26 protein-coding genes are annotated in these 26,844 nt (G+C 63.9%); 17 read left to right on the top strand and 9 right to left on the bottom strand.

The window, feature by feature from the left end; all coding sequences use genetic code 11:
* Together egtD and HT051_RS00305 are read left to right on the top strand one after the other, a co-directional pair.
* Window positions 1–1,020, top strand: a complete 1,020-nt coding sequence (gene egtD / locus HT051_RS00310) for an L-histidine N(alpha)-methyltransferase (RefSeq protein WP_246810120.1) — start codon at window positions 1–3, stop codon at window positions 1,018–1,020.
* 519 nt (window positions 1,021–1,539) lie between these two features.
* The gene (locus HT051_RS00305; RefSeq protein WP_174540184.1) at window positions 1,540–2,775 is read left to right on the top strand and encodes a 6-phosphofructokinase; all 1,236 of its coding nucleotides are present in this window, start codon (window positions 1,540–1,542) and stop codon (window positions 2,773–2,775) included.
* 3 nt (window positions 2,776–2,778) lie between these two features.
* On the opposite strand, the gene HT051_RS00300 is transcribed toward HT051_RS00305, so the two are convergent.
* The gene (locus HT051_RS00300; protein WP_174540183.1) at window positions 2,779–3,267 is read right to left on the bottom strand and encodes a hypothetical protein; all 489 of its coding nucleotides are present in this window, start codon (window positions 3,265–3,267) and stop codon (window positions 2,779–2,781) included.
* A 553-nt stretch (window positions 3,268–3,820) separates the two neighbouring features.
* Here HT051_RS00300 and ectA point away from each other — a divergent pair.
* From ectA to HT051_RS00270, 6 genes are all read left to right on the top strand, one after another.
* A complete protein-coding gene (ectA, locus tag HT051_RS00295; protein WP_174540182.1) occupies window positions 3,821–4,288 on the top strand; it encodes a diaminobutyrate acetyltransferase in 468 nt (155 codons plus the stop codon).
* Window positions 4,289–4,312: 24 nt separating this feature from the next.
* Window positions 4,313–5,620, top strand: coding sequence for a diaminobutyrate--2-oxoglutarate transaminase (gene ectB / locus HT051_RS00290; RefSeq protein WP_246810119.1), 1,308 nt, complete (start codon window positions 4,313–4,315; stop codon window positions 5,618–5,620).
* A gap of 11 nt (window positions 5,621–5,631) precedes the next feature.
* Window positions 5,632–6,039, top strand: coding sequence for an ectoine synthase (locus HT051_RS00285; protein WP_174540181.1), 408 nt, complete (start codon window positions 5,632–5,634; stop codon window positions 6,037–6,039).
* Complete coding sequence (locus HT051_RS00280; RefSeq protein WP_174540180.1) at window positions 6,036–7,478, top strand: aspartate kinase; 1,443 nt, start codon at window positions 6,036–6,038, stop codon at window positions 7,476–7,478. The genes HT051_RS00285 and HT051_RS00280 overlap by 4 nt, the downstream gene beginning before the upstream one ends.
* Window positions 7,479–7,540: 62 nt before the next feature.
* Entirely contained in the window at window positions 7,541–8,953 is a 1,413-nt protein-coding gene (locus HT051_RS00275) for an MFS transporter (protein WP_174540179.1), read from the top strand.
* Complete coding sequence (locus HT051_RS00270; RefSeq protein ID WP_174540178.1) at window positions 8,953–10,209, top strand: MFS transporter; 1,257 nt, start codon at window positions 8,953–8,955, stop codon at window positions 10,207–10,209. Before HT051_RS00275 ends, HT051_RS00270 begins: the two co-directional genes overlap by 1 nt.
* Here the strand turns inward: HT051_RS00270 and HT051_RS00265 are convergent.
* Window positions 10,206–10,877 (bottom strand): cytochrome b/b6 domain-containing protein, encoded by a 672-nt coding sequence (locus HT051_RS00265; RefSeq protein WP_174540177.1) that lies wholly within the window; start codon window positions 10,875–10,877, stop codon window positions 10,206–10,208. The two genes, HT051_RS00270 and HT051_RS00265, sit on opposite strands and share 4 nt — an antisense overlap.
* A gap of 192 nt (window positions 10,878–11,069) precedes the next feature.
* Here HT051_RS00265 and HT051_RS00260 point away from each other — a divergent pair, with 192 nt between their 5' ends.
* The 3 genes from HT051_RS00260 (at window position 11,070) to HT051_RS00250 (ending at window position 12,235) form a co-directional block, all read left to right on the top strand.
* On the top strand, window positions 11,070–11,498 hold the full coding sequence (locus tag HT051_RS00260) for an OsmC family protein (RefSeq protein WP_174540176.1): 429 nt from the start codon (window positions 11,070–11,072) through the stop codon (window positions 11,496–11,498).
* Window positions 11,499–11,599: 101 nt separating this feature from the next.
* Window positions 11,600–11,740, top strand: a complete 141-nt coding sequence (locus HT051_RS00255; RefSeq protein WP_174540175.1) for an aa3-type cytochrome c oxidase subunit IV — start codon at window positions 11,600–11,602, stop codon at window positions 11,738–11,740.
* A 129-nt stretch (window positions 11,741–11,869) separates the two neighbouring features.
* Entirely contained in the window at window positions 11,870–12,235 is a 366-nt protein-coding gene (locus HT051_RS00250; RefSeq protein ID WP_174540174.1) for an STAS/SEC14 domain-containing protein, read from the top strand.
* A gap of 3 nt (window positions 12,236–12,238) precedes the next feature.
* Here HT051_RS00250 and HT051_RS00245 read toward each other — a convergent pair whose 3' ends face one another.
* On the bottom strand, window positions 12,239–13,003 hold the full coding sequence (locus HT051_RS00245; protein ID WP_174540173.1) for a glucose 1-dehydrogenase: 765 nt from the start codon (window positions 13,001–13,003) through the stop codon (window positions 12,239–12,241).
* A gap of 272 nt (window positions 13,004–13,275) precedes the next feature.
* Between HT051_RS00245 and HT051_RS00240 the strand changes: the two genes are divergently transcribed.
* A complete protein-coding gene (locus tag HT051_RS00240; protein ID WP_208454347.1) occupies window positions 13,276–13,752 on the top strand; it encodes a DUF3617 domain-containing protein in 477 nt (158 codons plus the stop codon).
* 10 nt (window positions 13,753–13,762) lie between these two features.
* On the opposite strand, the gene HT051_RS00235 is transcribed toward HT051_RS00240, so the two are convergent.
* Complete coding sequence (locus tag HT051_RS00235; RefSeq protein WP_174540171.1) at window positions 13,763–14,191, bottom strand: thermonuclease family protein; 429 nt, start codon at window positions 14,189–14,191, stop codon at window positions 13,763–13,765.
* 287 nt (window positions 14,192–14,478) lie between these two features.
* Here HT051_RS00235 and fabG point away from each other — a divergent pair, with 287 nt between their 5' ends.
* Entirely contained in the window at window positions 14,479–15,255 is a 777-nt protein-coding gene (gene fabG, locus HT051_RS00230) for a 3-oxoacyl-ACP reductase FabG (protein WP_174542785.1), read from the top strand.
* Window positions 15,256–15,258: 3 nt separating this feature from the next.
* Here fabG and HT051_RS00225 read toward each other — a convergent pair whose 3' ends face one another.
* Both HT051_RS00225 and HT051_RS00220 read right to left on the bottom strand, forming a co-directional pair.
* The gene (locus HT051_RS00225) at window positions 15,259–16,248 is read right to left on the bottom strand and encodes a phosphotransferase enzyme family protein (RefSeq protein WP_174540170.1); all 990 of its coding nucleotides are present in this window, start codon (window positions 16,246–16,248) and stop codon (window positions 15,259–15,261) included.
* Between the two features lie 131 nt (window positions 16,249–16,379).
* Window positions 16,380–16,694 (bottom strand): EthD family reductase, encoded by a 315-nt coding sequence (locus HT051_RS00220; RefSeq protein WP_174540169.1) that lies wholly within the window; start codon window positions 16,692–16,694, stop codon window positions 16,380–16,382.
* A 365-nt stretch (window positions 16,695–17,059) separates the two neighbouring features.
* On the opposite strand from HT051_RS00220, the gene HT051_RS00215 reads away from it, so the two are divergent.
* Complete coding sequence (locus HT051_RS00215) at window positions 17,060–18,172, top strand: GlxA family transcriptional regulator (protein ID WP_174540168.1); 1,113 nt, start codon at window positions 17,060–17,062, stop codon at window positions 18,170–18,172.
* 10 nt (window positions 18,173–18,182) lie between these two features.
* Here HT051_RS00215 and HT051_RS00210 read toward each other — a convergent pair whose 3' ends face one another.
* Complete coding sequence (locus HT051_RS00210) at window positions 18,183–19,679, bottom strand: PLP-dependent aminotransferase family protein (RefSeq protein ID WP_174540167.1); 1,497 nt, start codon at window positions 19,677–19,679, stop codon at window positions 18,183–18,185.
* Window positions 19,680–19,864: 185 nt separating this feature from the next.
* Here HT051_RS00210 and ald point away from each other — a divergent pair, with 185 nt between their 5' ends.
* The 3 genes from ald to HT051_RS00195 are packed head-to-tail and all read left to right on the top strand — an operon-like array spanning window position 19,865 to window position 23,922.
* On the top strand, window positions 19,865–20,980 hold the full coding sequence (ald, locus tag HT051_RS00205) for an alanine dehydrogenase (RefSeq protein WP_174540166.1): 1,116 nt from the start codon (window positions 19,865–19,867) through the stop codon (window positions 20,978–20,980).
* A gap of 17 nt (window positions 20,981–20,997) precedes the next feature.
* Window positions 20,998–22,347, top strand: coding sequence for an aspartate aminotransferase family protein (locus HT051_RS00200; RefSeq protein ID WP_174540165.1), 1,350 nt, complete (start codon window positions 20,998–21,000; stop codon window positions 22,345–22,347).
* Between the two features lie 21 nt (window positions 22,348–22,368).
* Window positions 22,369–23,922 (top strand): CoA-acylating methylmalonate-semialdehyde dehydrogenase, encoded by a 1,554-nt coding sequence (locus HT051_RS00195; RefSeq protein ID WP_174540164.1) that lies wholly within the window; start codon window positions 22,369–22,371, stop codon window positions 23,920–23,922.
* Between the two features lie 78 nt (window positions 23,923–24,000).
* Here HT051_RS00195 and HT051_RS00190 read toward each other — a convergent pair whose 3' ends face one another.
* Together HT051_RS00190 and HT051_RS00185 are read right to left on the bottom strand one after the other, a co-directional pair.
* A complete protein-coding gene (locus tag HT051_RS00190) occupies window positions 24,001–25,323 on the bottom strand; it encodes an FAD-binding oxidoreductase (RefSeq protein WP_208454346.1) in 1,323 nt (440 codons plus the stop codon).
* Window positions 25,320–26,771, bottom strand: coding sequence for an NAD-dependent succinate-semialdehyde dehydrogenase (locus tag HT051_RS00185; RefSeq protein WP_174540163.1), 1,452 nt, complete (start codon window positions 26,769–26,771; stop codon window positions 25,320–25,322). The genes HT051_RS00190 and HT051_RS00185 overlap by 4 nt, the downstream gene beginning before the upstream one ends.
* Window positions 26,772–26,844: the final 73 nt, after the last annotated feature.

Genomic DNA, 26,844 nt, shown 5'->3' with positions numbered 1-26,844 from the left:
GTGAGCAAGTCTTTGTCCAAGAAGTCTTTGCCCGAGAAATCTTCGCCCAAGGAGGTGGCCGCCGCGGCGTCGCTGGACGCTGCCGCGCTTCCCGAAGAACAGGCCGAGTTCGCCGAAGCCGTGCTCGCCGGACTTTCCGCACCTCGAAAAGCCATTCCCTCGCGCTTCCTCTACGATGCGCGCGGCTCGGAGCTGTTCGAGGAGATCACCGGGCTGGAGGAGTATTACCCGACCCGCACCGAGATCGGGCTCCTGGAGCGCTATGCCGGCGAGATGGCCGAGGCGGCCGGTCCCGCCAAGACCCTCGTCGAGTTCGGCTCCGGCTCCAGCCGCAAGACGCGTCTCTTGATCGACGCGCTGGACGGGCTTGAGACCTACGTTCCGCTCGATATCGAGGAGAGCTGTCTGGCCCAGGCCAAGGCGGCGCTGGAGGCCGATTACGTATCGCTCGAAATCCTGCCTCAGGTCGCGGACTTCACCAAGCCGGTCAAGCTGCCGGAGGCAGCGTCCGGTGCGCGGCTCGGCTTCTTCTCCGGCTCCACCATCGGCAATCTCGATCAGCGAGAGGCGCGTCGCTTCCTCACTAATGCCGGCCGCTCTCTCGGCCCCGGCGCTGGCTTCCTGATCGGCGCCGATCTGCGCAAGCGGCCCGAGACCCTGATCCGCGCCTATAACGATTCCCGAGGTGTCACAGCCGAGTTCAATCTCAACCTCCTGGCCCGCATCAATCGCGAGCTCGGCGGCGATTTCGATGTTTCCGCCTTCCGCCACGAGGCGATCTACGATGGGCGCTTCGGCCGGGTGGAGATGCATCTGATCAGCCTCGAGGACCAGACCGTGACGCTGCTCGGCCAGCGCCTCCGCTTCCGCGAAGGCGAGACCATCCACACCGAGAACTCGCACAAATATTCGCTGCCGGAGTTCCGCCTGCTCGCCACCGATAGCGGCTGGCGCCATGAGGCGCTGTGGGTCGACGACGACGCCCTGTTCAGCCTGCACCTCCTGCGCCTGCCGGGCTAGCCTCGACCTAGTCCCGACCTATCCACTCTTCGGCGTCATCGCCCGGCTTGACCGGGCGATCCAGTAGCCGAGAGAAAAGCGATGGAAGCGCCCTCACTATGAGGGGATAGGACGAAGAGCACGGCCCTAGACCGCCTCATCCTGAGGGCGGGCATTGCGCGCAACCAGCAAAGTGGCACCGCCTGGGTTGGCCCGCGTCTCGAAGGAGAGGCGGTCTGCGTTGCGGCCCACCTCCATCGTCACCCCCGGACTTGATCCGGGGGTCCATGCCGTTTCTTCACGCCACGGACGAGGCTCGCCGGAGCGGTTTCAATAGCGCCCGTCATACCGGCAACAGCCGGTACCCAGCTGCAGATGCCGCGGCCTTTGGCTGGATGCCGGCTTGGAGCCGGCATGACGACGAGACGGAGCCTCACGAAATTCTTGTGACCTGCCGCCCCGCGTCTTGCCAGGGCGCGGGCAACCGGGGCATTGTCGCGCCGGGCAATGCAATGAAGGGAGTCTTCCGTGGCGGATCTGATGTCCGGGAATGCTGCCATCGGCCAATCGGGCGGGCCGACGGCGGTGATCAACCAATCCTTGGTCGGTGTGGTGCAGGGCTTGCGCGCGGGGCTCGCCGCGAACGGCAAGATCGAGCACATCTACGGCATGCGCCACGGCGTGCGCGGCCTGACCGCCGAAGGACAGGACGGGCTGGTCGATCTGACGGGGATGAATGACGAGACGCTGGAGATGCTTGCCCGCGCACCGTCCGCGGCGCTGGGCTCCACCCGCGACAAGCCGGACGAGGCCTATTGCGAGCGCATCCTGGAAGGCTGCAAGCGCCACTCCATCCGCTACTTCTTCTATATCGGCGGCAACGACTCCGCCGATACCTGCCGCATCGTTTCGGAGAAGGCCGCCGAGGCCGGCTACGAGATGCGCTGCTTCCATGTGCCGAAGACCATCGACAACGACCTGAAAGAGAACGATCACACCCCGGGCTATCCCTCCGCGGCGCGTTTCGTCGCCATGGCCTTCCTCGGCGATTCTTTGGACAATAAGAGCCTCGGCGGCATCAAGATCAATGTGGTGATGGGCCGTCATGCCGGCTTCCTCACCGCGGCGGCGGCGCTGGCCCGCGGCGAGAGCCGGGCGGCCGAAGAGCCGCAAGGCTACGATGCGGCGCATCTGATCTATCTGCCGGAAGTGCCGTTCAGCGAGGACGCCTTCCTGCGCGATGTCGATTCCGTCTATTCCAAGCTCGGCCGCTGCCAGATCGCAGTGAGCGAAGGCATTTGCGACGAGAATGGCGACGAGATCGGGCCCAAGCTGATGGCCGCCGCCGAGCGCGACGCCCATGGCAATATTCAGCTTTCCGGCACAGGCGCCTTGGGAGATGGCCTCGCCAATCTGATCAAGAAGGGGCTGACGCCTGCCGGCGGCAAGGCGCCCCGCGTCCGTGCAGACACCTTCGGCTATATCCAGCGCTGCTGGCCGGAGCCCTCTCCCGTCGATGCCTCGGAGGCCCGCGCAGTTGGGCTCTATGCGGCCGAGCTCGCCGCCGCCGGCGATTCCAGCGCCTCGGTGATCATCACCCGTAGCGGCAACGGACCGGGCTATCGCAGTGCTTGCGAGCGCGTGGATCTCGCCAAGGTGGCGCGCCACACCCGCCATATGCCGGAAGAGTTCCTCGCCGGCTACGACGTGACGCCGTCCTTCTATGATTATTGCGAGCCGCTGGTCGGCGAGCTTCCGATCTTCGGGCGCCTCTAAAGCCTATTCGGGCTTCGGCGCCTCGAAGCTCTGGTTAGGCACTTTGGGCAGCTTTCGCATCGTCGAAGGCTGTACCAGCTTGCCGCGGGCATTCCACCAGGTGCTGCGGTAATTGGGGCCGCGCGCTATCAGGTGCGTCCACACCTCCTCGCCCGGGTAATACAGCACGTCGTAAGGCCCCGGCTCGTCCTCCGGCAGCTCGTTGAACTCGATAATGACGATGTCGCCCGGCGCCTTGTCGCCCTTCTTCACCTCGACGATCTCCGCTTGCGCCTGATAGGCGAGCAGCGGCTTCAAGTGGCGCAAGTCCACCGTCGCCCCGACGCATTCCACCTTGTTGATGCGGATCAGCGCCACGAGATCGCTTTTCTCGGTCAGCGTCTCTTCGCTCAGCGGGGCCGGCAGGGCATGGGCCGGCGAGACCAGCGCCGGCATCCCCAGCACAAGCGCGAGAATGAGGCAAAGCATGCGGGCCAAAAACATGCGGACCATGGGCTTCCTCCATCGCCGCCGATGCGGCGCGTCTGAAGTCTAGCACGGGTATGGCTGCACCGTGATGCCAGGCATCGGGACTCGATTCCGCAAGCCACGCCGCCCACCCCAAAGCGTCTTAGCCACGAAACAGGGCCGATTGCCTCCACAGAGTTGTATTTCTGCGGCAATTCCGCCCGGAGGTTTATAAAAAAGACGAATATTCGACTTTAGTGAATATTTAACGGAATGAACATCGGTCTAAAGGGTAATTACATAGATATATAAGAGTGCCCATGAATAGATAAATAGTATTCCAGACGAAATTTTATTGAACCTTTGCCGAAATCATCCTCTGTCGCCATATTATCACCTCATGGGTGGTTGAAATAGATCATCGAGTTGCGTATCTAAGCCGCCAAGAGGGAACTCCGTATCCTTCGCGTGCGGAAAAGAAGCTTCGGGAGAGGAAACAATCACCATAGCCAAGCCGCCGGAGAGCAGCCGGCCGGCCCCTGAGCCCGACAACCGGGAAGCGACTGACGAGACGGGTAAGTCTGACTTTCGCTTCCGCATGCCGAGCCCAGAGGACGGCCCTGAGATAACGGCGCTGATCGCCGCTTGTCCGCCGCTCGATACCAATTCGGCCTATTGCAATCTTCTCCAGGCCTCGCATTTCGCGCCGACATGCATCGTGGCCGAGCGCGAGGGTAGGATCCTAGGCTGGATTTCGGCGTATCGCCCGCCGTCCAACCCCGACCAGATCTTCGTCTGGCAGGTCGCGGTTCACCCTGACGGACGGGGGCAGGGGCTCGGCGGGCGCATGCTCGACGAACTTATGCGCCGCCCAGCCGTTAAAGGCGCGAGGGAGCTGATCACCACGGTCACGGAGGACAACGGAGCCTCCTGGGCCATGTTCGGCGGCTTTGCCAAGAAGCACGGCATGACCATGAGCAAGGCGCCGCTTTTCGAGCGCGAGGCTCATTTCGCCGGCAAGCACGATACCGAATGGCAGGCCACGATCGGCCCGCTGGAAACCTAAGACCGACGACTGTCAGAGGACATTATGATGAAGGCCACACCGAAACCGACACGTAGCGATCCCGATACCGAGATCTATGAGCGCCGCGAATCCGCCGTGCGCAGCTATGCCCGTTCCATGCCCCGCCAGTTCAACCGGGCCGAGGGCGTCTGGATGCACGACGATAATGGCGGCCGCTATCTCGACTTCCTGGCCGGCTGCTCCAGCCTGAATTACGGCCATAACCATCCGGTGCTGAAGCAGGCGCTGCTCGACTATATCGAGAGCGACGGCATTACCCATGCCCTGGACCTGCACACCGATGCCAAGGCCGATTTCCTGAAGACCTTCGAGGCGCTGATCCTGGAGCCGCGCAAGCTCGACTACCGGGTGATGTTCACCGGCCCGACCGGCACCAACGCCGTCGAGGCGGCCATCAAGCTTGCCCGCAAGGTGACCGGTCGCCATCAGATCATCGCCTTCACCAACGCCTTCCACGGCATGACGCTGGGCGCGCTGTCGCTGACCGGCAATGCCAAGAAGCGTGCCGGTGCCGGCGTCCCGCTTTCCGGCGTCACCCACGAGCCTTTCGACGGCTATTACGGCCCGGACATCGACACCGCCGAGCTGCTCGACAAGAAGCTGTCCGATCCGTCCAGCGGTCTCGACAAGCCTGCCGCCATCATCGTGGAGACGGTGCAGGGCGAGGGCGGCCTCAATGCCGCTTCGCCTGAGTGGCTGCGCTCCATCGCCGCCATCGCCAAGAAGCATGGTGCGCTGCTGATCGCCGACGACATCCAGGCCGGCTGCGGACGCACCGTCGGCTTCTTTAGCTTCGAGGAGGCCGGTATCGACCCCGATATCGTCACCCTGGCCAAGTCGCTTTCCGGCATGGGCCTGCCCTTCGCGCTGACCCTGTTCAAGCCGGAATACGACATCTGGTCGCCGGCCGAGCATAACGGCACCTTCCGCGGCAACAACCACGCCTTCGTGACTGCCACCGCCGCCTTGCGCGAGTTCTGGAGCGACGACAGCTTCCAGAACGACGTCAAGCGCCGCAGCGAGATCCTGAAGGATCGTCTGGAGGCCATCGCCAAGCGCCATGGCTTCACCACCCGCGGCCGCGGCATGATGCGCGGCATCAATGTCGGCTCCGGCGACATCGCCGAGCAGATCACCCAGGGCTGCTTCAAGCGCGGCCTGATCATCGAGACCAGCGGTGCCCATGACGAGGTCGTCAAGGTGCTCTGCGCGCTGGTGATTGACGATGATGTGCTCAACACCGGTCTCGACATTCTGGAAGAGAGTGTCCGCGAGGCGATGACCCCGGCGTTTAACGTGGCTGCCGAGTAAGGGGGGCTTCCATGCTTGTGATCGATCTTGAGGAGGTTCGCGCCTCCGACCGTAACGTTGTGGCCGATGAGTGGGAGAGCGCCCGCATGCTCTTGAAGAAAGAGGGCATGGGCTTCTCCTTCCACATCACCAAGCTCTATGCCGGTAAGGAAATCCACATCCACTACAAGAACCATCTTGAGTCGGTCTATGTGATCTCGGGCGAGGGCACCATCGAGGATCTCGGCACCGGCGAGGTGCATGAGCTTCGTCCCGGCATCCTCTATGCGCTGAACAATCACGATCGTCATATCCTGCGTCCCAAGACCGAGATCGTGACGGCGTGCGTGTTCAACCCGCCGGTCACCGGCCGCGAGGTTCATGACGAGACCGGCGCCTATCCGGCCGATACCAGCGACGAGGAGGCGCCGGCCGCATGACCGCATCTCACAGCGTAGAAAAGATCGGCGGAACCTCGATTTCCGCCACCCAGACGGTGTTCGACAATGTCCTGATCGCAGGACGGCGCGGTCCCGATCTCTATAACCGCATCTTCGTCGTCTCGGCCTATGGCGGCATGACCGACCTGCTGCTCGAGCATAAGAAGTCGAGCGAGGCGGGCGTCTATTCGGCCTTCGCCAAGAACGATCCGGATGTCTCCTGGCGCGATGCGCTAGAGCGCGTCCGCGAGGCGATGCATACCCGCAATAGCGAGATGTTCGCCCGGCCCATGAGCTGCGCCCAGGCCGACCGTTTCGTCGATGAGCGGATCGACGGCGCCCGCGCCTGCCTGTCGGATCTCGACCGGCTGCGCTCCCACGGCCGTTTCCGCCTCACCGAGCAGTTCGCCACGGTGCGCGAGATGCTGGCCGGCCTCGGCGAAGCTCATAGCGCTTATTGCACTGCGCTTCTTTTGCAGGATCGCGGCGTCAACGCCGTCTTCGTCGACCTCACCGGCTGGGACGAAACCCAGCCCATGAGCCTCGACGAGCGCATCCACAAAGGTCTGGACGACATCGACCTGACCACGCAAATGCCCATCGTCACCGGCTATGCTGGCTGCGAAGGCGGCATGGTGCGCCGTTATGCGCGCGGCTATTCGGAGATGACCTTTTCCCGCATCGCCGTACTTACCGACGCGCGCGAGGCCATCATCCATAAGGAATTCCATCTCTCCAGCGCCGACCCGCGTCTGGTGGGAGACGATGCCCGCAAGATCGGCCGCACCAATTACGACGTCGCCGACCAGCTCGCCAATATCGGCATGGAGGCGATCCATCCGCGTGCCGGCCGGGGCCTGCGCCAGTCCGAGATTCCCTTGCGCGTCCGCAACACCTTCGATCGCGAGGACGAGGGCACGCTGATCTGCGGCGACTATGTTTCCGACAAGCCGCGCGTCGAGATCGTCGCCGGCCTCCGCCACATGTACGCGATGCAATTCTTCGAGCAGGACATGGTCGGCGAGAAGGGCTACGACGCCGGCATCTTGGAAGTGCTGACCCGGCACAAGGCCTGGATCGTCAGCAAGTCCTCCAACGCCAACACCATCACCCATTACCTGCAAGGCAATTCGGCGACGGTGAATGCCGTGGTGGCCGATTTGGAAGAGCGCTTCCCGGCAGCCGCCATCACCACCCAGCCGATCTGCATGGTCGCGGTGATCGGCAGCGACATCAACCGCCCGGGGCTGGTGCCCACGGCGCTGGATGCGCTGGGCAAGGCCGGCGTCGAGATCATGGCCATGCAGTACCAGATCCGGAATGTCGATATTCAGTTCATCCTCGATCCGGCGGATTACGAGGCCGCCATCAAGGCGCTGCACAAGGCGCTGGTGGTGAACGCCGATAGCGGCTCCAATCACAATCAGGAGGCCGCCTGAAGGCCTCCGGACGATCTGGCTAGCGGGCGAAACGCCCAAATCAGGAAGGACTGACACGGCTTATGGCATCGGCAGCGGACGAGGACCATTTTGTAACCCCCGGCTCCGAAGAAGCCGCCCCGCCCGGTGTCTTACGCAAAGCGATCGCCGCTTCGGCCATCGGTAATGCCACCGAATGGTTCGACTACGGCATCTATGCTTATGGCGTGGTCTATATCTCCACGGCGATCTTCCCCGAAGGCGCCACCGAGGCGACGCTCTATACCCTCGCCGTGTTCGCCATCTCCTTCCTGGTGCGTCCCTTCGGCGGCATTTTCTGGGGGCCGCTCGGCGATACGCTGGGCCGCAAGCAGATCCTCGCCCTGACCATTTTGATGATGTCGGGCTCGACCTTCTGCATCGGCCTGGTCCCGTCTTACGAGACCATCGGCATCTGGGCCCCGGTGCTGCTGATCGCCTTGCGCATGATCCAAGGCTTCTCCACCGGCGGCGAATATGGCGGCGCGGCGACGTTCATGGCCGAATACGCCCCCGACGATAAGCGCGGTTTCTGCGGTAGCTTCCTGGAATTCGGCACGCTGGGCGGTTTCTCCTTCGGCGCGCTTTTGATGCTCGGCGCCTCCCTGGCGCTGGGAACCGAGGCCATGCACGATTGGGGCTGGCGGCTCCCCTTCCTGGTCGCCGCGCCACTCGGTTTCGTCGGCGTCTATTTGCGCTCCCATATGGAGGACACGCCGGTCTTCGAGGAAATCGAGAGCTTCGAGGAGCAGGAGACCGAGGTCGGCACCGAACTGAAGGATCTGATCTCCGACTACTGGCCGATCCTTCTGACCCTTGGCGGCATGGTGGTGGCGCTGAATGTGGTGAATTATACGCTGCTCAGCTTCATGCCGACCTATTTCGCCAAGCAGCTGGGGCTCACCACCGACCAGGCTTTGGTGGTGCCCATCATCGGCATGCTGTTCATGATGCTGTTCCTGCCCTTCGCGGGCCATCTCTCCGATAAGATCGGGCGCAAGCCGATGTGGTGGTTCTCGCTGATCGGGCTCTTCGTTCTGGCGGTCCCGCTCTACGAATTCATGGCCACCGGCCTTTGGGGGGCGCTTATCGGCTTTGCCGTGCTCGGCCTGCTTTATGTGCCGCAGCTCGCCACGATCTCGGCGACATTTCCGGCGATGTTCCCGACCCAGGTCCGATTCGCCGGCTTTGCCATCGCCTATAATGTCTCCACGTCCATCTTCGGCGGCACGGCTCCGGCGCTCAATGAGGGGTTGATCGAATTGACCGGCAATCCGCTGGTTCCCGCTTATGTCATGATGGGCGCTTGTGTGATCGGCGCGGTGGCGCTCGTCTTCGTTATCGAGACGGCCGGCTGCTCGATCCGCGGCACCGAGCTTCCCGGCACCGAGGCCTCCGAACGCGAGCTGCGCGAGATGGATATCGAAGAGGCTTCGAGGGCCGGCGCCACCAGCTAATGTTGCAAGCCGTCCTGCCGATCCGGACGCTGCTTCTCGCCATCTTCATGATGATGGCGGGAACGGGCTTCCTCGCCACCTTGCTTAGCGTGCGGATGGAGCGCGACGGGATTTCCTCGCTGCTCATCGGCCTCGTGGCGACCGCTTACTTTCTCGGCCTGACCATCGGCTCGCTACGCGCCGCCTCCGTGATCCAGCGGGTCGGTCATATCCGTTCCTTCGCCAGCTTCGTCTCCATCTACTCGGCCAGCACCCTGGCCTACGCCATTCATCAGGATGTGATGTTCTGGTCGATGCTGCGGTTCGTCGACGGGTTCTGCATGGCCGGCGTGTTCATCTGCCTGGAAAGCTGGCTCAACGAGAAGGCGGAAGTCTCGACCCGCGGTGCGATCCTCGCCAGCTACATGGTCGCCACCTTCTCCGGCCAGGCCATCGGACAGCTTCTGCTCACCACCGGCGAGCATCTGCCCTCCTTGCCGTTCATGCTGGCGGCGATCGTGCTGTCGCTTGCGGTGGTGCCGGTGGCGCTGACCCGCATCTCCCAGCCGGGGCTAGGCGATCAGCCCAGCTTTTCCTTGCGCCGGCTCTACGACATCTCGCCCCTCGGCGTTACCGGAGCCATGGCGGCGGGGGTGATGCTCGGCGCATTCTATGGTCTCGGCGCCGTCTATGCAGCCAAGCTCGGCCTCACCCTGACCGCCACCGCCTTCTTCATGACGGTGGTGATTTCCGGCGGTGTGCTGCTGCAATGGCCGCTCGGCTGGCTCTCCGACCGCTATGACCGGCGCCTGGTGATCGTCGGCTGCTTCGCCGCCACCTTCGTCGTCTGCATGGCACTGACCTTCGTGGCGAGCCCCGGCTTGACCCTGCTGATCCTCGCCATGGCGTTCGGCGGTATCGCCTTCGCCCTCTATCCGCTTTGCGTCTCCCACGCCAACGACCAGGTGGAGCTGGATGAGCGCGTCGGCGCCAGCGGCGGGTTGGTGCTGGTCTATTCGGTCGGCGCCGCGATAGGGCCGCTCTTTGCCGCCGCCACCATGACAGTGTTCGGCGGTCCGGGGCTGTTCCTGTTTATCGGGGTCTGTGCCGGGGGTGCTGCGCTGTTCGCCTATTGGCGCCACTGGATCGGCTCGCCGATCCCGACCGAAGCGCAGCAGCCCTTCCAATCCTTCCCCAACACCACGCCGATGTCGGCGACCCTGGATCCGACCCCGGAAAGCGAGGCCGAAGATAGCGCGGACGCTGCCGCCTCTTAGGGCCGCTTATAGCCGGTGACCATGGAGCGCGGCAGGTGCTCGCGATGGGCGATGCTGGCAAGGATCACGCCCAGCACATGCAAGATCACCAGCGCCAGGGTGATATTGGCGAAGATCTCATGCACCTCGTGCGCAGCATCTCCGAAGGGTGTGTGCACGTGGCCTTCTTCCTCGCCGGCGGCCGCTTCGTCATGCGCAGCGGCCCCATCGGTAGCGGCCTCATCATGGGTATGACCGGCTGGTTCCTCATGGACGACCTCGGGGAAGAACGACCCCAGCGGGCCGGCATTGTCGTTGGCGCCGAGATTGAGCAGGCCGCTTGTCACCGTGATGGTCAGAGACAGAAGCAGCGCGATCACCATAGCGCCGCCCGCCGGGCTGTGGCCGAGATAGCGCTTGCCGCGGAAGCGCAGCAGATCGCCGAGATAGCTGAACACCGCCGAGGGCCGGTAGATGAACGACGAGAAGCGCGCATGCTCCGGGCCGACGAAGCCCCAGATGATACGCGTGATCAGCAGCAGGCAGATCAGATAGCCGGACCAGACATGCACCCCCATCACCTCGTCTCCGGTGAGGTAGGAGACGGTAAAGGCGATAAACAACACCCAATGGAAGATCCGAACGAACGGGTCCCAAACATAAATCCAATCGCTGCGCTCACCACTCATATCGCGTTCCTCCCGCGTCGCTGGCCTTCGAATCGGCTCTTCAGCTATGACGGCGTATAGCCTGCATATACGTCAACAATATTCATGCATGTATCGCAATATGTGGGAATGGCGCGGCCGAAAGCGCCGCATCTTCACGGCTCGTAAGGCGCGCTATGCTCTAGGTGGTGCACAACGAAGGAGGAGCCGCGCATGAGCCGACCCGTGATTGTCTCCGAGAGCGACGATGCGCCGTACGGACAGCTGGTGCTCATCGGCCGGCATCAACTCCGCGCCGACGAGGGGGAAGATGTCGGTGGCAAGGACACCGGACCGACGCCCTACGAATATCTGAAGGCAGGTCTCGGCGCCTGCACCACCGTGACCTTGCGCGCCTTTGCGGATCGTCACCATTGGCCGCTTGAGCAAGTGACGGTCTCGGTGCGCCACGACAGGGTCAAGGCCCCCGACGGCAGCAAGACCGATCAGTTCGAACGCACCATTCATCTGCAGGGCAATTTGAGCGAAGAGCAGCGCGAACGTCTGCTCCAGGCGGCTGATCGCTGCCCGGTCAGCAAGACCCTGGAGGCCGCGGGCAAGGTGGTCACCCATCTCAGCAAGGAGCCCTGCGCCGATCTCTAGCCCGGCGCCCGACGCCTACCAGGAACCGAGGGGCGGGAACCTAGGGACCCTTGCGCGAATTATTCCGGTCTCAGGAACGATAGGGGTAAAGGAGGCTTGAGATGGCCGTCACACACTCCGACTCTCATGAGATCGATATGGCCGAGCATTGGCGCACCTTTCACGGGTTCGTCTGGCTTATGGCGCTGGCCGCCGGCGGCATCTTGGCGATCCTCGCCATTCTGGCTCTGGCGACTCTGTAAGGCGTAGAACCGCGGCCTTTGCGCCGCAATTTGCGATTGTTCTCCGACTGACGTTCGGCCGTGCGCGGGCGGAGGAAAGAAGGTTTTGCGCGCTTAAACCGCCCATTCCCCCGCGAAAGGAGACCTGCCGTGATCGAACTTTTGGAGGGCTTCCCCGACGATGTCGTCGCCATCGCCTTCACCGGCGAAATCACCCGCAAAGACTATGAGATGGTGCTGATCCCGGCCGTGGAGAAGGCACTGAAAACCCACGATAAGATCTCGATCTATTACGAGATCCGCACCGATTTCGCAGGTGTCGATCCGACCGCGGCCTGGGAAGACTTCAAGCTCGGCATGGAGCATCTGTCGCGCTGGCGCCGCATCGCCGTGGTGACCGATGTGGAGTGGATCGCCAACAGCGTGCGCTTCTTCGCCATCATGATGCCAGCCGAGATGAAAGCCTTCCCTTTGGCCGATGCGCCCCAAGCCCGCGAATGGATCGGGCGCAAGTGAAGCTCACTGGGCCGTGTAGCCGCCGTCGATCACCAACTCCGAGCCGGTGACGAATTTGGATTCGTCGGAGGCCAGATACAGCACGCCATAGGCGATATCGTTCGGCTCGCCGACATCTCCGATCGGATGCAGCGCGGCGAGCTGCTTGCGGCCTTCCTCGATGCCGACCGTGTCGGCCATCAGCTTCTCCACCATCGGCGTCCAGATATAGCCGGGATGGACCGAGTTCACCCGGATGCCCAGACCGTTCTTGGCGCAATACAGCGCCACCGCCTTGGTGTAGAGCCGCACGCCGCCTTTCGAAGCGTTGTAGCAGGACAGCATGGGATCGCCGATCAGCCCCTCGATGGAGGAGAGGTTGATGATCGAGCCCTTGGATGGGTTGTTCTTCTTCATCGCCAGAATGGCGTGCTTGGTGCCGAGGAAGACGCCGTCGAGATTGATGCTCATCAGCCAGCGCCACTTCTCGAGGCTGGTCTCCTCCGGCTTGCTCTCCATCGCAACGCCCGCATTGTTCACCAGCACATCGAGCCGGCCGAACTGATCGAGGGTCTTGGCCACGACGGCCTCCCATTCCTCTTCCTTGGCCACATCGTGATGAAGGTAGATCGCATCGCCAATCTCCTTGGCCGTCGCCTCGCCTTCCTCATCCTTGATATCGGTGATGACGACCTTGGCCCCTTCCTTGGCCAGCAGCACGGCCATCGCCTTGCCGAGACCGTGCGAGCCGCCTGTGACCAACGCAACTTTCCCTTCAACACGTCCCATCTTCGTCCTCCTCGTTTTAGAGCCGGAGCGGCCCGCTAATCCGCGCCGCTGTATCTAATAAGTAATAGCGGCTGCACCCGTTCCGAAGGGCGCCGCCCTGTGCATCTTCGCCGCAAGGGAGGCGGGAAACGTAAAGAGACACGGTAAAGCGTGGCGAAAATCACTGTCGGCGGTTAGGCTGCGGTTGCGCGGGAAGGCGCCAACAACCGAAAGTGCTGGAGGAGGACCGCTCGATGAGACCTTGTCTGACATTTTGCCTGGGCCTGTTGGCCGTGATTGTTGCGACCGGCGCTTCTGCACAGCAGGTCCGGCCCGGTCTCTGGCAGCAGGACATCACCATGAATATGGGCGGTATGGGCATGCCGAAGATGCCGCAAATCTCGGACGCTCAGCGTAAGCAGATGGAAGCCATGGGCATCAAGCTTCCCGACTTCTCCAAGCCGAGCACCATATCGGCCAAGACCTGCATCACCCAGGAGATGATCGACAATCAGGGCGCTCTGAAGCCCAAGGATATGGAGCAGTGCCGGGTGGAGAACCGCAAGGTGACGGGCAGTTCCATGGCCGCCGACCTCGTTTGCGATGGCGGGCAATTCCAGGGCAACGGCCACATGGAATACGTCTTCGACAGTGACACCCATTATTCCGGCCAGATGAAATTCACCGGCCAGCACGGCGCCGGGCCGATCGAGATGACCCATAAGGTCGACGCCACTTGGGTGTCCGACGATTGCGGCAATGTGAGGTAGCGCTGCCCGGTTACTCCGCCGGCGCGCAGGCCTTGCCGGCGCCCTCCTTGGCGTAGTGCTCGCCGGTAAGGTCGCAGGCGAAATCGCTTTCCACCATGGTGGCGGCGATATCGCGGCTTCCGATGAAGCATTGCACCATGATGGGCTCCGCCGTCTTCGGCTTCGGCAGCCCGTCGCAGGGCGTGCCGGCCCCCATGGAGATGCATTTGACCATGTTGCCGCCGAGCACTGTGGTCAGCGCCGTGCGCGCCTCCTCGAAACCGGCCTCGCCTTCCTTCGGGGTGCGGATGCCGCAAAGCCGGACATCCTTGCAGGCCCGCCCCTCGCAGAGCGAAAAGGTATCGCCATCCCGGATGCTCACGGCGAAGCCGAGCATCTTGGCCGCCTCGGCCTGCGGTGCGAAAACCAGTAACACCGCCAAAGCAATCAGAATGCGCATGCCAAATTCTCCCGTATAAGGAGAGTAAATCTGGCAATTAACACGCCGTCAAACGGCATAAATCCTGCCGTTCTGAGCCTGATTTTTCGGCGTGGAACAGGCCGCTTTCGGCGGCCGCCCGCAGAATCCGCCCCAAATTGCGCGCGTGCCAGCCCCTGGCGCGGTTTACAACCCTCTGCCGCATCCGCATTGTTGAGACCGCGCATGCTGCGCTGCACCTAAGCCTCGGTCAGCGCTGCATGACGCGCGATGAGCAAGGCGACAAGAAGGGACAAAGGCAGGGCAATATGTGGAATTCGATGGAAGGCCGGACCGTCATCGTCACCGGCGGCAGCAAGGGGATCGGCAAGGGCATCGCGGAAGTCTTCGGCAAGGCCGGCTGCAACGTGCTGGTGGTCTCGCGCAATCTGGAGGAGGCGGAGGCCGTGGCCAAAGGCATCGGCGATAAGGCCTCCGGTTTCGTCGCCGACGTCACCGATCCGGAAGCCTGCAAGGCGATGGCCGAAGCGGCCGTGGACCGCTATGGCGGCATCGATATCCTCTGCGCCAATGCCGGCGCCTTTCCCTCCGCCAAGCTCGGCGAGATGACGCCGGAGGATTTCGACGACGTCATCGCCACCAATCTGAAGAGCACCTTCCTCTGCGTCTCCGCCGTGCTTCCGGCGATGAAAAGCCGAGGCAAGGGCCGCATCATCCTCACCTCTTCGATCACCGGGCCGATCACCGGCTTCCCCGGCTGGTCCCATTACGGCGCGAGCAAGGCGGGCCAGCTCGGCTTCATGCGCACCGCGGCGATCGAGCTTGCGCCGTACAAGATCACCGTCAATTCGGTGCTGCCCGGCAATATCATGACCGAGGGGCTGGCCGATATGGGCGATGAGTATCTCGACGGCATGAAGGCGGCGATCCCCTTGCGCGAGCTCGGCGCGGTCGAGGATATCGGCTATGCGGCGCTCTATTTTGCCGCCGACGAGGCCGGCTATGTCACCGGACAGACCATCGTGGTGGATGGCGGCCAGGTTCTTCCCGAGAGCCCCGAAGCCCTCGACGAGATGGATGGCTAGCGCCTAGCTGTTGCGGCTGAGATAGGCCTCGCCCAGCGCCACGCTGCCTTCCGTATAAGGGACGCCCATGGATTGCGCCGTGGGCGTCTCCGCATGGGAGCCGATCCAGGCGGTGAGCTGCATCCGCCGCAGCATGACGAACATCGGAAGCGCCGCTTCCTCTTCGGCGCTAAGCGATGCCGCCTCGCGGTAGCCCTCCACCCAGGCCGCCATCAGCTCCGGCACGTAGGGCTCATGCTCCAGAAAGCTCACCGAGGCGGCGAAGTCGTAGCCGAACCAGGAGAAGCCGCAATCGTCGAAATCGATCACCCCGAGCCTGTCGCCTTCGACCAGGAGATTGGCCAGGCGCAGATCGCAATGGACCAGGCCGAAGCGATCCGGACCCGAACCATAGGCATTCGTCTGCTGCCTTAGCAGCGCAGAGGTCTTCTCCAGGATGGCGCGCCCCTCCGGCGTCAGTCCGGGGGCTTCCGTCCAGTCGCCCCAGAGCGGCTTATCGCCGATCATCGCATCGAAATTCCAGGTCTTGCGGATGAAGCTTGCCGGCCGCTCCCAGGCGCGGCCATGGGCATGCAGCCGCGCATTGATCTCGCCGAGCTCGCCATACCATTTGACCAGATCGTCCTCCGCATCCGGCTCCTTGCCCGGCATGAATTCGAAGGCGGCGATATAGCGGAGCTGGCCGTCATCGAGAAAGGAGGAGAGCAGGGCGCCGTCTTGCGTCGGGATCGGGCTTGGCGTGGCCACCACGCCACCCTCCCGCAGCGCCGAGACCCAGGCGAGCTCGGAGCGGATCTCCTGCTCGGTGTGATAGTCGGGCCGGTGCACCCGGAAGATGATCTTGCGCCCCTTCGCCTCGTCTTCGGCGAGATAGGTGGCGTTTTCGGAGATGGTCAGCAGCGAAACCGGTGCGCTTCTCGGCAGCCCCCAATTGGGCAGCGCCTCGCGCAAGCCCGTCTCCAGCCTTTCCAGAAACGCATCTTGATATAGCATTCGGCAGTCCCGGCGTCTTCGGTTTGTCCCCAAAGGGAATGTCCCCTGGCGAGGATAGACGCCCGGCTTGCCGCGATGAAAGGTCTAATGCGGCCGGAAAGGCTGGAAAGTCGCGTTCGGAACGAAAGCCGCTACTCGACGACGACTTCGCTGATCTGGATGACGGGGGAAAGATCGGTGTAGTTGGGAATGTCGGCCATGATCTCGTCCGCGTGCGGGCCGAAGCCTTCCTGGAAGCTCTCGACCGAGTCGCAGAACAAGTGGCACATGCCGACAAAGGCGGCATCGGTTCCCGGCGCGCCGCCGGCAATGCCGCGATCGACGGTGTAGCGCAGCAGCGAATTGCCCATCTTCGATGCCACCATGGGCATATGTTTTTCGGCGTAATATTCGTGGTCGAACCGTGCCCCCGGCTCGTTGGGGTACATCACACTGACTTTGATCATGCTTGGCTCCTTGGGGTTTGGGACGGAAGAGGCCCCGATCCGGATGGCGGCCGCCCTTCGTGGCGGGACGTTGCGCCGTGCCGACCATTAATCACGCCCAAGGCTTGCAATGGAAGCCTTTCCGCGGGAATTGCGCGGCAAGACCGGTATGGCAGGCCAAGGCTCAGGCAAACTGTACTGGCGAATTGCTCAGACAGTTCGTCTTTGAAATCACATCGATTTCCCAAGATTCGCGAATGTGTTGCGGTCGACCGTGTTGTCGCCAGGGCCGGCAGGCTTCAGAATTAAATTGAATAGGTTCAACTATTCGCGTCTGGCATCCGCATGCTGTGCCATGGATGAATTGTCGGGGGACCGGGGCTTAGATGAGCGAGCTGATATCGGACCGTGCCGCCACCGATGCGCGGCAGGCGGTCTTATACGCGGGAGCGGAAAGCCCGCATCGCGCCGATCTGAACGGGTCGGCGGGCGGTGAGGATTCCGCCGCGAAACTCGCCTCGCTCAGCAAATTCACCTTTCTGATCCTCGACGAATTCCCCGCCATCGTGCTCGACAGCGCCATCGAAGTGCTGCGCATTGCCGAGCGCATCACGGGCCCCGGCAGCTATTCCTGGTCGATTATCACTCCGGGCGGCGAGCCGGTCGTCTCCGGTAACGGGTTGGCGCTTCATCAGACCGCCGACTACGCCGGCGGCGACAATCGCGACATCGTGCTGGTTTGCGGCGGGGCGAATGTGGCCAAACACGCCGACCAGAACACGGTCGCGCTGTTGCGGCGCATGGCGCGCGACGGCGTCATGCTCGGCGGCATGTGCAACGGCAGCTATGCCCTGGCCAAAGCCGGGCTGCTCGACGGCTATCGCTGCACCATCCATTGGGACAATCTGGCGAACCTGCAAGAGAGCCACCGCGATATCCAATTGCTGGAGGAGCTGTTCGTTCTCGACCGCGACCGCATCACCTGCGCCGGCGGGATCGCGCCCATCGACATGATGCTGGCGCTGGTCGGGCTTCGCTTCGACAAGTCCCTGGTGGCCGAGATCGCCGATCAGCTGGTCCTGGAGCGGGTGCGCGACAGCCGCGACCGCCAGCGCGTGCCCCCGGCGGCACGCTGCGGCTTCAACAATCCGGTGCTGGTGAAAGTGGCCGCGATCATGGAAGCCAATCTGGAAGAGCCGCTTTCCGCCGCCGCCATCGCGCAAACCGTGAACCTCTCCTTGCGCCAGCTGCAGCGCATGTTCAAGGCCGCGCTCGATCTGACGCCGTCGGAATATTACAAGCACCTGCGTCTGCGTCGCGGCCGCGAGCTGCTGCTACAGTCGCAAATGTCCGTCACCGAGGTCGCCGTCTGCTGCGGCTTCCATTCCATCGGCCAGTTCAGCCGCGAATACCGCGCCTTCTATGGCCGCACCCCGCGCAGCGAACGCCAGCTTGCCGCGTCGGCCCCGCAGGACTGCCCAGTCGCCGCCGACGGCTAGCCATTCGCCGCTAGGCGCTCCAGCCGCACCGCGTCGGAACTGCGCGCAGAAAATCATGCAGCCGCTCGGTATCCTGATGCGCCACGTTGAACCGGAACCAGATGGTCTCCGGCGGCTTGATGCAGAAAAAGTCACCCGGCGCCAGGGCGATATCTTGCTTCAGAGCATCCTCGGCGATGGTCCGTGCATTGCACGCCTTGGTCGGTGCCACTGGCCAGCCGGCGCAGACGAACATGCCGCCATCGGGGACGGTGAGCAGCCGCAAGCCGGCCTCTTCCAGCGCCCGCGAGCAGCTCTCGCGCGCTTGCGTCATGCGGGTTGCGATCTGCTCCACCGTGCGGCGGTGGTTCGGATCGGAGATCGCCTCCAGCACGATCCGCTCGGTGATTTCGGAGGTGGTCAGCCCGGTCAGCATTTTGGTGGTGAGGATTTCCTTGGCCAGCTGTTCGTTGCAGGCGACATAGCCGGCGCGCAGCGAAGGGGCGATGGTCTTGGAATAGCCGTTCACCGAGATCACCCGCGACAGCCCGTCCATGGCGGCGAGCCAGGGGTCGTAATCGGTGCCGAACCGGCGTGCGATATCGTCCTCCACGATGAGAAAATCGAACCGCTCGGCGAGTGTCATCAGACGATAGGCGTCGGTCGGCTTGAGCGTCGTGCCGAGCGGATTGTGCTGCACCGTGGTGACGAACATCGCCTTCGGACGGTGCATCTCGGCGTGCTTCTCCGCCGCCTCCAGATCGAGCCCGTCCGCCCCGCGCGTCACCGGCAGCAGCTTGCAGCCATGGCGGGCCAGCAGGCTGTTCAAATTGGAATAGCCGGGATCTTCCACCAGCACGCTGTCGCCGGGCCGCAAGCAGGTCCGCACCACCAGGTCCAGCGCATGGGTGACGCCATTGGTCAGCACGATCTGATTGGGCGAGATCGCCAGAGACCGCTCGCCGAGGTCCCGGGCGATATGCTGGCGCAGCCGGTCGTAGCCGGCCGGATTGCCGTAAGCCACCAGATGCTCCGGCTTGGTGCGCGCAACCCGGCGGATCGCATCGCTGACCACGCTTCTCTGCGAATACCAGGAGGAGGGTAGCCACCCGCCGCCCGGCGTGGCGAGCCGGCGGCCATGGGTGAACACGTCCGAGGCCTGCCAGAAATCGCTGACCGTGGTCGCCTTGTCAGGTCCGGCCGGCGGCGGCGAGACGCTTCCCTTCTGCAGCACGAAATAACCCGCGCCGCGGCGGGCGGAGACCACGTAGCGCGCCGCCAGCAGCTCATAGGCCGACGCCACCGTGAAGGCGCTGACCCCCAGCTGCTTGGCGAGATTGCGCACCGAGGGCAGCTTGGCGCCGGCCGGCAGCGCGCCGCGGGTCGCCGCATCCTCGATCTGGCTGAAAATCTGCTCGACCAGCCCCTGATCCTTGCTCCGGTCAATCTCGATCGAGACCGACCGGCCGCTCTGGCCGAGGCTGGCCGTTCCGGTCGTTTCGCCGGAAATTTCGCTTGTCTCACTCATGGCGCGCGTGCCTTGCCCATACAAAAATACACCGCACCATAGCGTGCAGTACAGTTGGCCGCAAATCCGCTAGGTGTACTGGTGTCCTGTATTGGGTGGCACGGGCGCAATACCTATTATCTGATCAAATCCGCTCGCCCATCGCGAGTCGGAGTGCAATCGCATTTTCAAGGGAGGAGGCCGACATGCTTGTTGGCGTTCCAAAAGAGATCAAACCCCAGGAATTCCGTGTCGGCCTGGTGCCGGCCAATGTGCGCGAGCTCACCGCCCTGGGGCACAAGGTGCTCGTCGAGACCGGCGCCGGCGACGGCATCGGCGCGGGCGACGCGCTTTACGAGGCGGCCGGCGCGACCATCGCGGCCGATGCCGCGGAGGTTTTCGCCAAGGCCGACATGGTGGTCAAGGTCAAGGAGCCTCAGGCCGTCGAACGCAAGATGCTTCGTCCTGGCCAGATCCTGTTCACCTATCTGCATCTGGCGCCCGATCCCGCCCAGACCGACGATCTCGTCGCCAGCGGTGCGTCCTGTATCGCTTACGAGACCGTGACCTCGCCCCATGGCGGCTTGCCGCTGCTGGCGCCGATGTCCGAGGTGGCCGGCCGTCTTTCCATCCAGGCCGGCGCCTATTTCCTGGAGAAGGCCCATGGCGGCTCCGGCACGCTGCTCGGCGGCGTCCCCGGCGTCGAGCCGGCCAAGGTCGTGGTCATCGGCGGCGGTGTCGCCGGCAGCCACGCGGCCAATATCGCGCTCGGCATGGGCGCCGAGGTCTGGTGCCTGGACCGCAATGTCGAGGTGCTGCGCAAGCTCTGGCGCCAGTATGGCAGCGCGCTGAACACGGTGTTCTCCACCAACGAGGCCATCGAGCAGCATTGCGCCAGCGCCGATCTGGTTATCGGCAGCGTGCTGCTGCCGGGCGCCGCCGCGCCGAAGCTCATCACCAAGGACATCATCGCCTCGATGAAGCCCGGCTCGGTCATCGTCGACATCGCCATCGACCAGGGCGGCTGTTGCGATACCTCGCACCCCACCACCCACCAGGATCCGACCTATCAGGTCGGCGGTGTCGTGCATTACTGCGTCGCCAACATGCCGGGCGCCGTGCCGCGCACATCGGCCTATGCGCTGAACAACGCGACGCTTCCGTATGTCCTTGCCCTGGCCAATAATGGTCTGGACGCGCTTGAGACGAATCCCCATCTCCGCGATGGGTTGAACGTGCACAAGGGCATGATCACCAACGAGCCGGTCGCGCAGGCCCTGCACCATAATTTTGTAGCACCGGCAGAGGCGCTCGCCGCCTGAGCCGAGGAGTCCTAATCATGAACGAGCAAATTGTCCCGACCGGCAGCCTGGAGGGAATGGCGCATTATTGGATGCCCTTCACCTCCAACCGGTATTTCAAAGAGAACCCGAAGATCATCGCCTCGGCCAAGGGCGCTTATTTCACGCTCCCCGACGGCCGCCGCCTGTTCGACTGCCTGTCCGGCCTGTGGTGCTGTCCTCTCGGTCACGGCCATCCGCATATCGTCGAGGCGATCAAGCGCCAAGCCGAAACCCTCGACTACAACACCACCTTCCAGCTCACCAACCCGGTGACCCTGAGCTTCGCCAACCGCGTCGCCGCCATGGCACCGGAGGGGCTCGACCAGGTCTTCTTCGCCAATTCCGGTTCGGAGGCGGTCGACACCGCCATCAAGATCGCGGTCGGCTATCACCGCGCGCGGGGCGAGGGCCAGCGTTTCCGCATCATCGGCCGCGAGCGCGGCTATCACGGTGTCGGTCTCGGCGGCCTGTCGGTCGGCGGCATGGTGGGCAACCGCAAGATGTTCGCCCCCGTCATGATGCCGGGCGTCGATCATCTGCCGCACACTTATAATCACGCAGAGATGGCCTTCTCGCAGGGCCAGCCGGAATGGGGCGCTCATCTCGCCGACGATCTTGAGCGTCTGGTCGCGCTGCACGACGCCTCCACCATCGCCGCGGTGATCGTCGAGCCGATGCAGGGTTCCGCCGGCGTCGTCGTCCCGCCGGTCGGCTATCTGGAGCGCCTGCGCGAGATCTGCACCAAGCACGGCATCCTGCTGATCTTCGACGAGGTCATCACCGGCTTCGGCCGCACGGGCAAGAACTTCGCCTCCCAGCGCCTCGGCGTGACCCCGGATCTGATGACCTTCGCCAAGGCCGTCACCAACGGCGTCATCCCCATGGGCGGCGTGGTCACCAGCAACGAGGTCTACGGCGCTTTCATGAACGGTGCGCCCGAAGCGGTGGAGTTCGCCCACGGCTATACCTATTCCGGCCATCCCATGGCGGCGGCCGCCGGCCATGCCACGCTGGACGTCATGGAGCAGGAAGGTCTGATCGACCGTGCCGCCGAGCTGGAGCCGGTGCTGCAGCAGGCGGTCCATGCGCTGAAGGGCACGCCCGGTATCCGCGACATCCGCAATTTCGGCCTCGCCGCCGCGGTGGAGCTGGAGCCGTTCGAAGGCCGCCCGGGCATCCGCGCGCTGCGGGTTTTCGAGAAGGCGATGGAGGCGGGACTCTTGGTCCGCTTCACCGCCGACACCATTGCCATGGCCCCGCCCTTCATCTCGTCCGAGGCGGAGCTCGCCAATATGTGCGAGACCCTCGGCAAGGTCATTGGCGCGGTCACCAGCCCCGACGCCTGAAACGCTACAGGAGAAGTTTTTATGTCTATCACCGAGGAAACGCGCCCCACCGGCGCGGCCGGCGCCGCGCAAGCTGGCGCAGGCTACACCGTGCAGCACTACATCAACGGCGCCCGGGTGGAGTCGAAATCCGGCCGCGCGGCGGATGTGTTCAACCCCGCCCTCGGCGTGCCCGTGGGCAAGGTGGTACTCGCCGATGAGAGCGAGGTCGACGCCGCCGTCGCCGCGGCCAAGGCGGCCTTCCCCGCCTGGTCTCAGACCCCGCCCGTCGCCCGCGCCCGGGTGATGTTCCGCTTCCTGCAGCTGATGCAGGAGCACCGCAAGGAGCTCGCTGCTCATATCGTGCGCGAGCACGGCAAGGTGTTCGACGACGCTCTGGGCGAGGTGGCCCGCGGCATCGACGTAATCGAGTTCGCCACCGGCATGCCGCAGCTTCTCAAGGGCGAATATACCGAGCAGGTCTCCCGCGGCATCGATGCCTGGTCGATCCGCCAGCCGCTCGGCGTCTGTGCCGGCATCACGCCGTTCAACTTCCCGGCCATGGTGCCGCTCTGGATGATCCCGGTGGCGCTCGCCGCTGGCAACAGCTTCGTGCTGAAACCGTCCGAGCGCGATCCCTCCGCCAGCCTGATGTTGGCCGATCTTCTGACCGAGGCCGGTCTCCCCGAAGGCGTCTTCAACGTGGTGCAGGGCGACAAGGTCGCCGTCGACCGGCTGCTGCAGCATCCGGATGTCGAGGCGGTCAGCTTCGTCGGCTCCACCCCGGTCGCGCAGTATATCTACTCCACCGGCACCGCCGCCGGTAAGCGGGTGCAGGCGCTCGGCGGCGCCAAGAACCACATGGTGGTGATGCCCGACGCCGATCTCGACAAGTGCTGCGATGCGCTGATGGGCGCTGCTTACGGCTCCGCCGGCGAGCGCTGCATGGCGATCTCCGTGGCCGTCGCCGTCGGCGATGTCGGCGACAAGCTGATCGAGAAGCTGAGCCCGCGGGTGAAGTCCATCAAGATCGCCGAAGGCAATGTCGAAGGCGCCGAGATGGGCCCGGTCGTCACCGCTGCCGCCAAGGCGCGTATCGACGAGTTGATCGGTACCGGCGTCGACCAGAACGCCGTGCTGGTGGTCGATGGCCGAGATGCCAAGATCGACGGCTATGAGGACGGCTTCTTCTGCGGCGGCACCCTGTTCGACAAGGTCACCCCAGAGATGGAGATCTATAAGGAGGAGATCTTCGGGCCCGTGCTTTGCGTAGTCCGCGTGCCGGATCTGAAGAGCGCCGTGGAGCTGATCGAGAGCAACCCGTACGGCAACGGCGTTGCGCTGTTCACCTCCGATGGCGGCGTCGCCCGCGAGTTCACCCACAACATCAATGTCGGCATGGTCGGCGTGAACGTGCCGCTCCCGGTGCCGATGGCCTTCAACTCCTTCGGCGGCTGGAAGGCCAGCCTGTTCGGCGACCATCATATCTATGGCCCCGAGGGTGTGCGTTTCTATACCCGCCACAAGGCGGCCATGCAGCGCTGGCCCGACAGCATCGCCAAAGGCGCCGAGTTCGCCTTCCCGGAGATGAAATAGGGAACACGAATTAGGATACGAAAAAGGGCGGGATCTGATCCCGCCCTTTTTATTCCGCTCGCTTCTGCCGGCCGCGCCTCAGCGCAGCTTCTCCAGAAGCTGGTAGTACCACATGCCGATGCCCATCAGCGGGCTGCCCAGGGCGCGCCCGAACGGCACCCGCATATGCGAGCAATTGGCGAAGGCGTCGAACCGCTCCAGCGTGCCGGTCAGCGCCTCGGCCATGACCTCCGCCACGATATGGGTGGTGGCGATGCCGTGGCCGGAATAGCCCTGCGCATACCAGACATTGGGCGATAGCTTGCCGAGCTGCGGAATGCGGTTCAGCACGATGCCCATAGCGCAGGTCCATTCATAGTCGATCTTCACGCCCTTCAGCTGCGGGAAGGTCGCCTCGATGGCCGGACGCAGCTCCGCATCGGCATCGCGCACGCCGCGGCCCGAATAGTTGGCGCCACCCCCGAACAGAAGCCGTCCGTCGGCTGTAGGCCGGTAATAGTCGAGTACGAAGCGGGAGTCATAGACTGCAAGCCCTTCCGGATTCAGCTCCTTGTCCAGCGCCCCCAGCGGCTCGGTCGCCACCACAGCGCCGATGGCCGGGAAGATCTGGCTGACCAGCGAGTGCTGCTCCAGCCGGTGATAGCCGTTACCGGCAAGCAGCACGTGATGGGCATCGATGCGCCCCTCGGCCGTGATCACCGCCGGGCGCGGCCCATGCACGATCTCCACCACTTCGGTGTTCTCGAAGATCTGCGCGCCGAGCCCCGCGGCCGCCCGTGCTTCGCCGATGCAAAGATCGAGCGAGTGGAGATGCATGTTCCGGGTGTTCTTCAGACCGCCGATATAGATGTCGGTCTTCAGGTGCTGCTTCACCCCCGGCTCGTCGAGCAAGGTCACATACGCGCCCATGCCCCGGCGCTGGGCTTCGGCATAGGTCTCTTCCAGCTCGCGCATATGCGCCGGCGTCATCGCTGCCTGGATATGGCCGTGGCGGAGATCGCATTCGATGCCGTATTTCTCGACGCGCGACTGGATGATCTCGTGGCCCCGCCAGCGGAGGTTCCAGACGAAGTCGTCCGCCGCCTCGCCAAGCGTCTTGCGCATCTGCTTGCGCATGGCCTCGTCGCCGGAAAGGCTGCCGGTGACTTGGCCGCCATTGCGCCCGCTAGCGCCCCAGCCGATCTTGTTGCTCTCGACCAGGGCGACCTTGAAGCCGCGCTCCGACAGCTCCACCGCCGTGGCAACGCCGGTGAAGCCGCCGCCGATAATGACGACGTCTGCTTCGATATGATCCTGCAGCTTCGGATACGCGGTGTCCTCCCGCATGGTCCCGCTGTAATAGGTCCGCGGCCGCGCAGCGCCGGCCTGCGGCTTGTTCATGTCGAAGCTTGAAGTCGTCATCCGTCGATCGAACCCAGGCAGATGAACTTGGTCTCCATATACTCGTCCAGCCCTTCGACGGAGCCCTCGCGGCCGAGACCGGATTCCTTGATGCCGCCGAACGGGGCAACCTCGTTGGAGAACACGCCTTCGTTGACGCCGACCATGCCGGATTCCAGCTTCTCCGCCACGCGCCAGGCCCGCGACAGGTTCTCGCTGAACAGATAGGAGGCGAGGCCGAACGGCGTGTCGTTGGCGAGTGCCACCGCTTCCTCTTCCGTCTCGAAGCGGACCAGTGCCGCAACGGGGCCGAAAATCTCCTCGCTGACGATGCGCATATCCGTGGTGACGTCGCGCAGCACGGCGGGGCTGCAGAACAGCGAAGCCTCGGCAGACTCGTCTCCGCCGACCACCGCCTTGGCGCCCTTGCCGAGCGCATCGCTCATCAGCACAGTCACCTTGTCGATCGCCGCCTTGTTGATCAGCGGACCGACAGTGCTTCCTTCCGCGATACCCGGGCCGACGGCGAGCTTCTTGACCGCTTCGGCCAGTGCCTCGGCGAAGCGGTCATAGATCCCCGCCTGCACCAGAATGCGGTTGGCGCAGACGCAGGTCTGGCCGGCATTGCGGTATTTCGAGGCCATGGTGCCGGCGATGGCCTTATCCAGATCGGCATCGTCGAAAATGATCATCGGCGCGTTGCCGCCAAGCTCCAGGGTGAGCTTCTTCACCGTGTCGGCGCACTGGCGGTACAGCGTCTTGCCGACCGCGGTGGAGCCGGTGAAGGAGAGCTTGCGCACCCGCGGATCCTCGCACAGCGCCTTGCCGACGGCCGGCGCATCCATCGAGGTCACCACGTTGATCACACCCGGCGGCACGCCTGCATCCAGGGCCAGCTTGGCGAGCGCAAGCGCCGAGAGCGGGGTTTCCTCGGACGGCTTCACCACCGCGGTGCAGCCCGCGGCCAGCGCCGGCGCGACTTTCCGGGTGATCATCGCGTGGGGGAAGTTCCACGGCGTGATCGCCGCAGTGACGCCGATCGGCTGCTTCAGCGTCAGATAGCGCTTGCCGCCGGTCGTGGTCGGGATGGTTCGTCCATAGGCCCGCTTTCCCTCCTCGGCGAACCACTCGATGAAGCTCGCCCCATAGGCGATCTCGCCGCGCGCCTCGGCCAGCGGCTTGCCCTGCTCCAGAGTCATCAGCCGCGCCAAAGCCTCGGTCTCGGCCGTCACCAGCTCGTACCAGCGTCTCAGAATCGCGGCCCGTGCTTTCGCAGTCATCGCCGACCAGGCCGGAAGCGCCTTCTCGGCCGCGTCGATGGCCTGCATCGTTTCCGCCGCGCCGAGATCGGCAACCTTTGCGATCTCCTCGCCGGTCGCCGGATCGGTGACCGGGAACGTCTTGTCGGATTTGACCCACGTATCGCCAATCAGCGCGTCCGTGGGGAATTTCTTCGTTTCAATCGTCATGAGAATACCTATCAGCGAAGGTGAGTGGGGCGGATGTCATATCCGCGTATTTTGGTGAGGATGGCATCGTCGT

This window comes from Methyloligella sp. GL2 (assembly GCF_013341275.1).
In the GTDB taxonomy this organism is placed as follows: Bacteria; Pseudomonadota; Alphaproteobacteria; order Rhizobiales; family Methyloligellaceae; genus Methyloligella.
The sequence above is the reverse complement of the archived record's forward strand: the minus strand, read 5'-3'. Positions and strand labels throughout refer to the sequence as shown.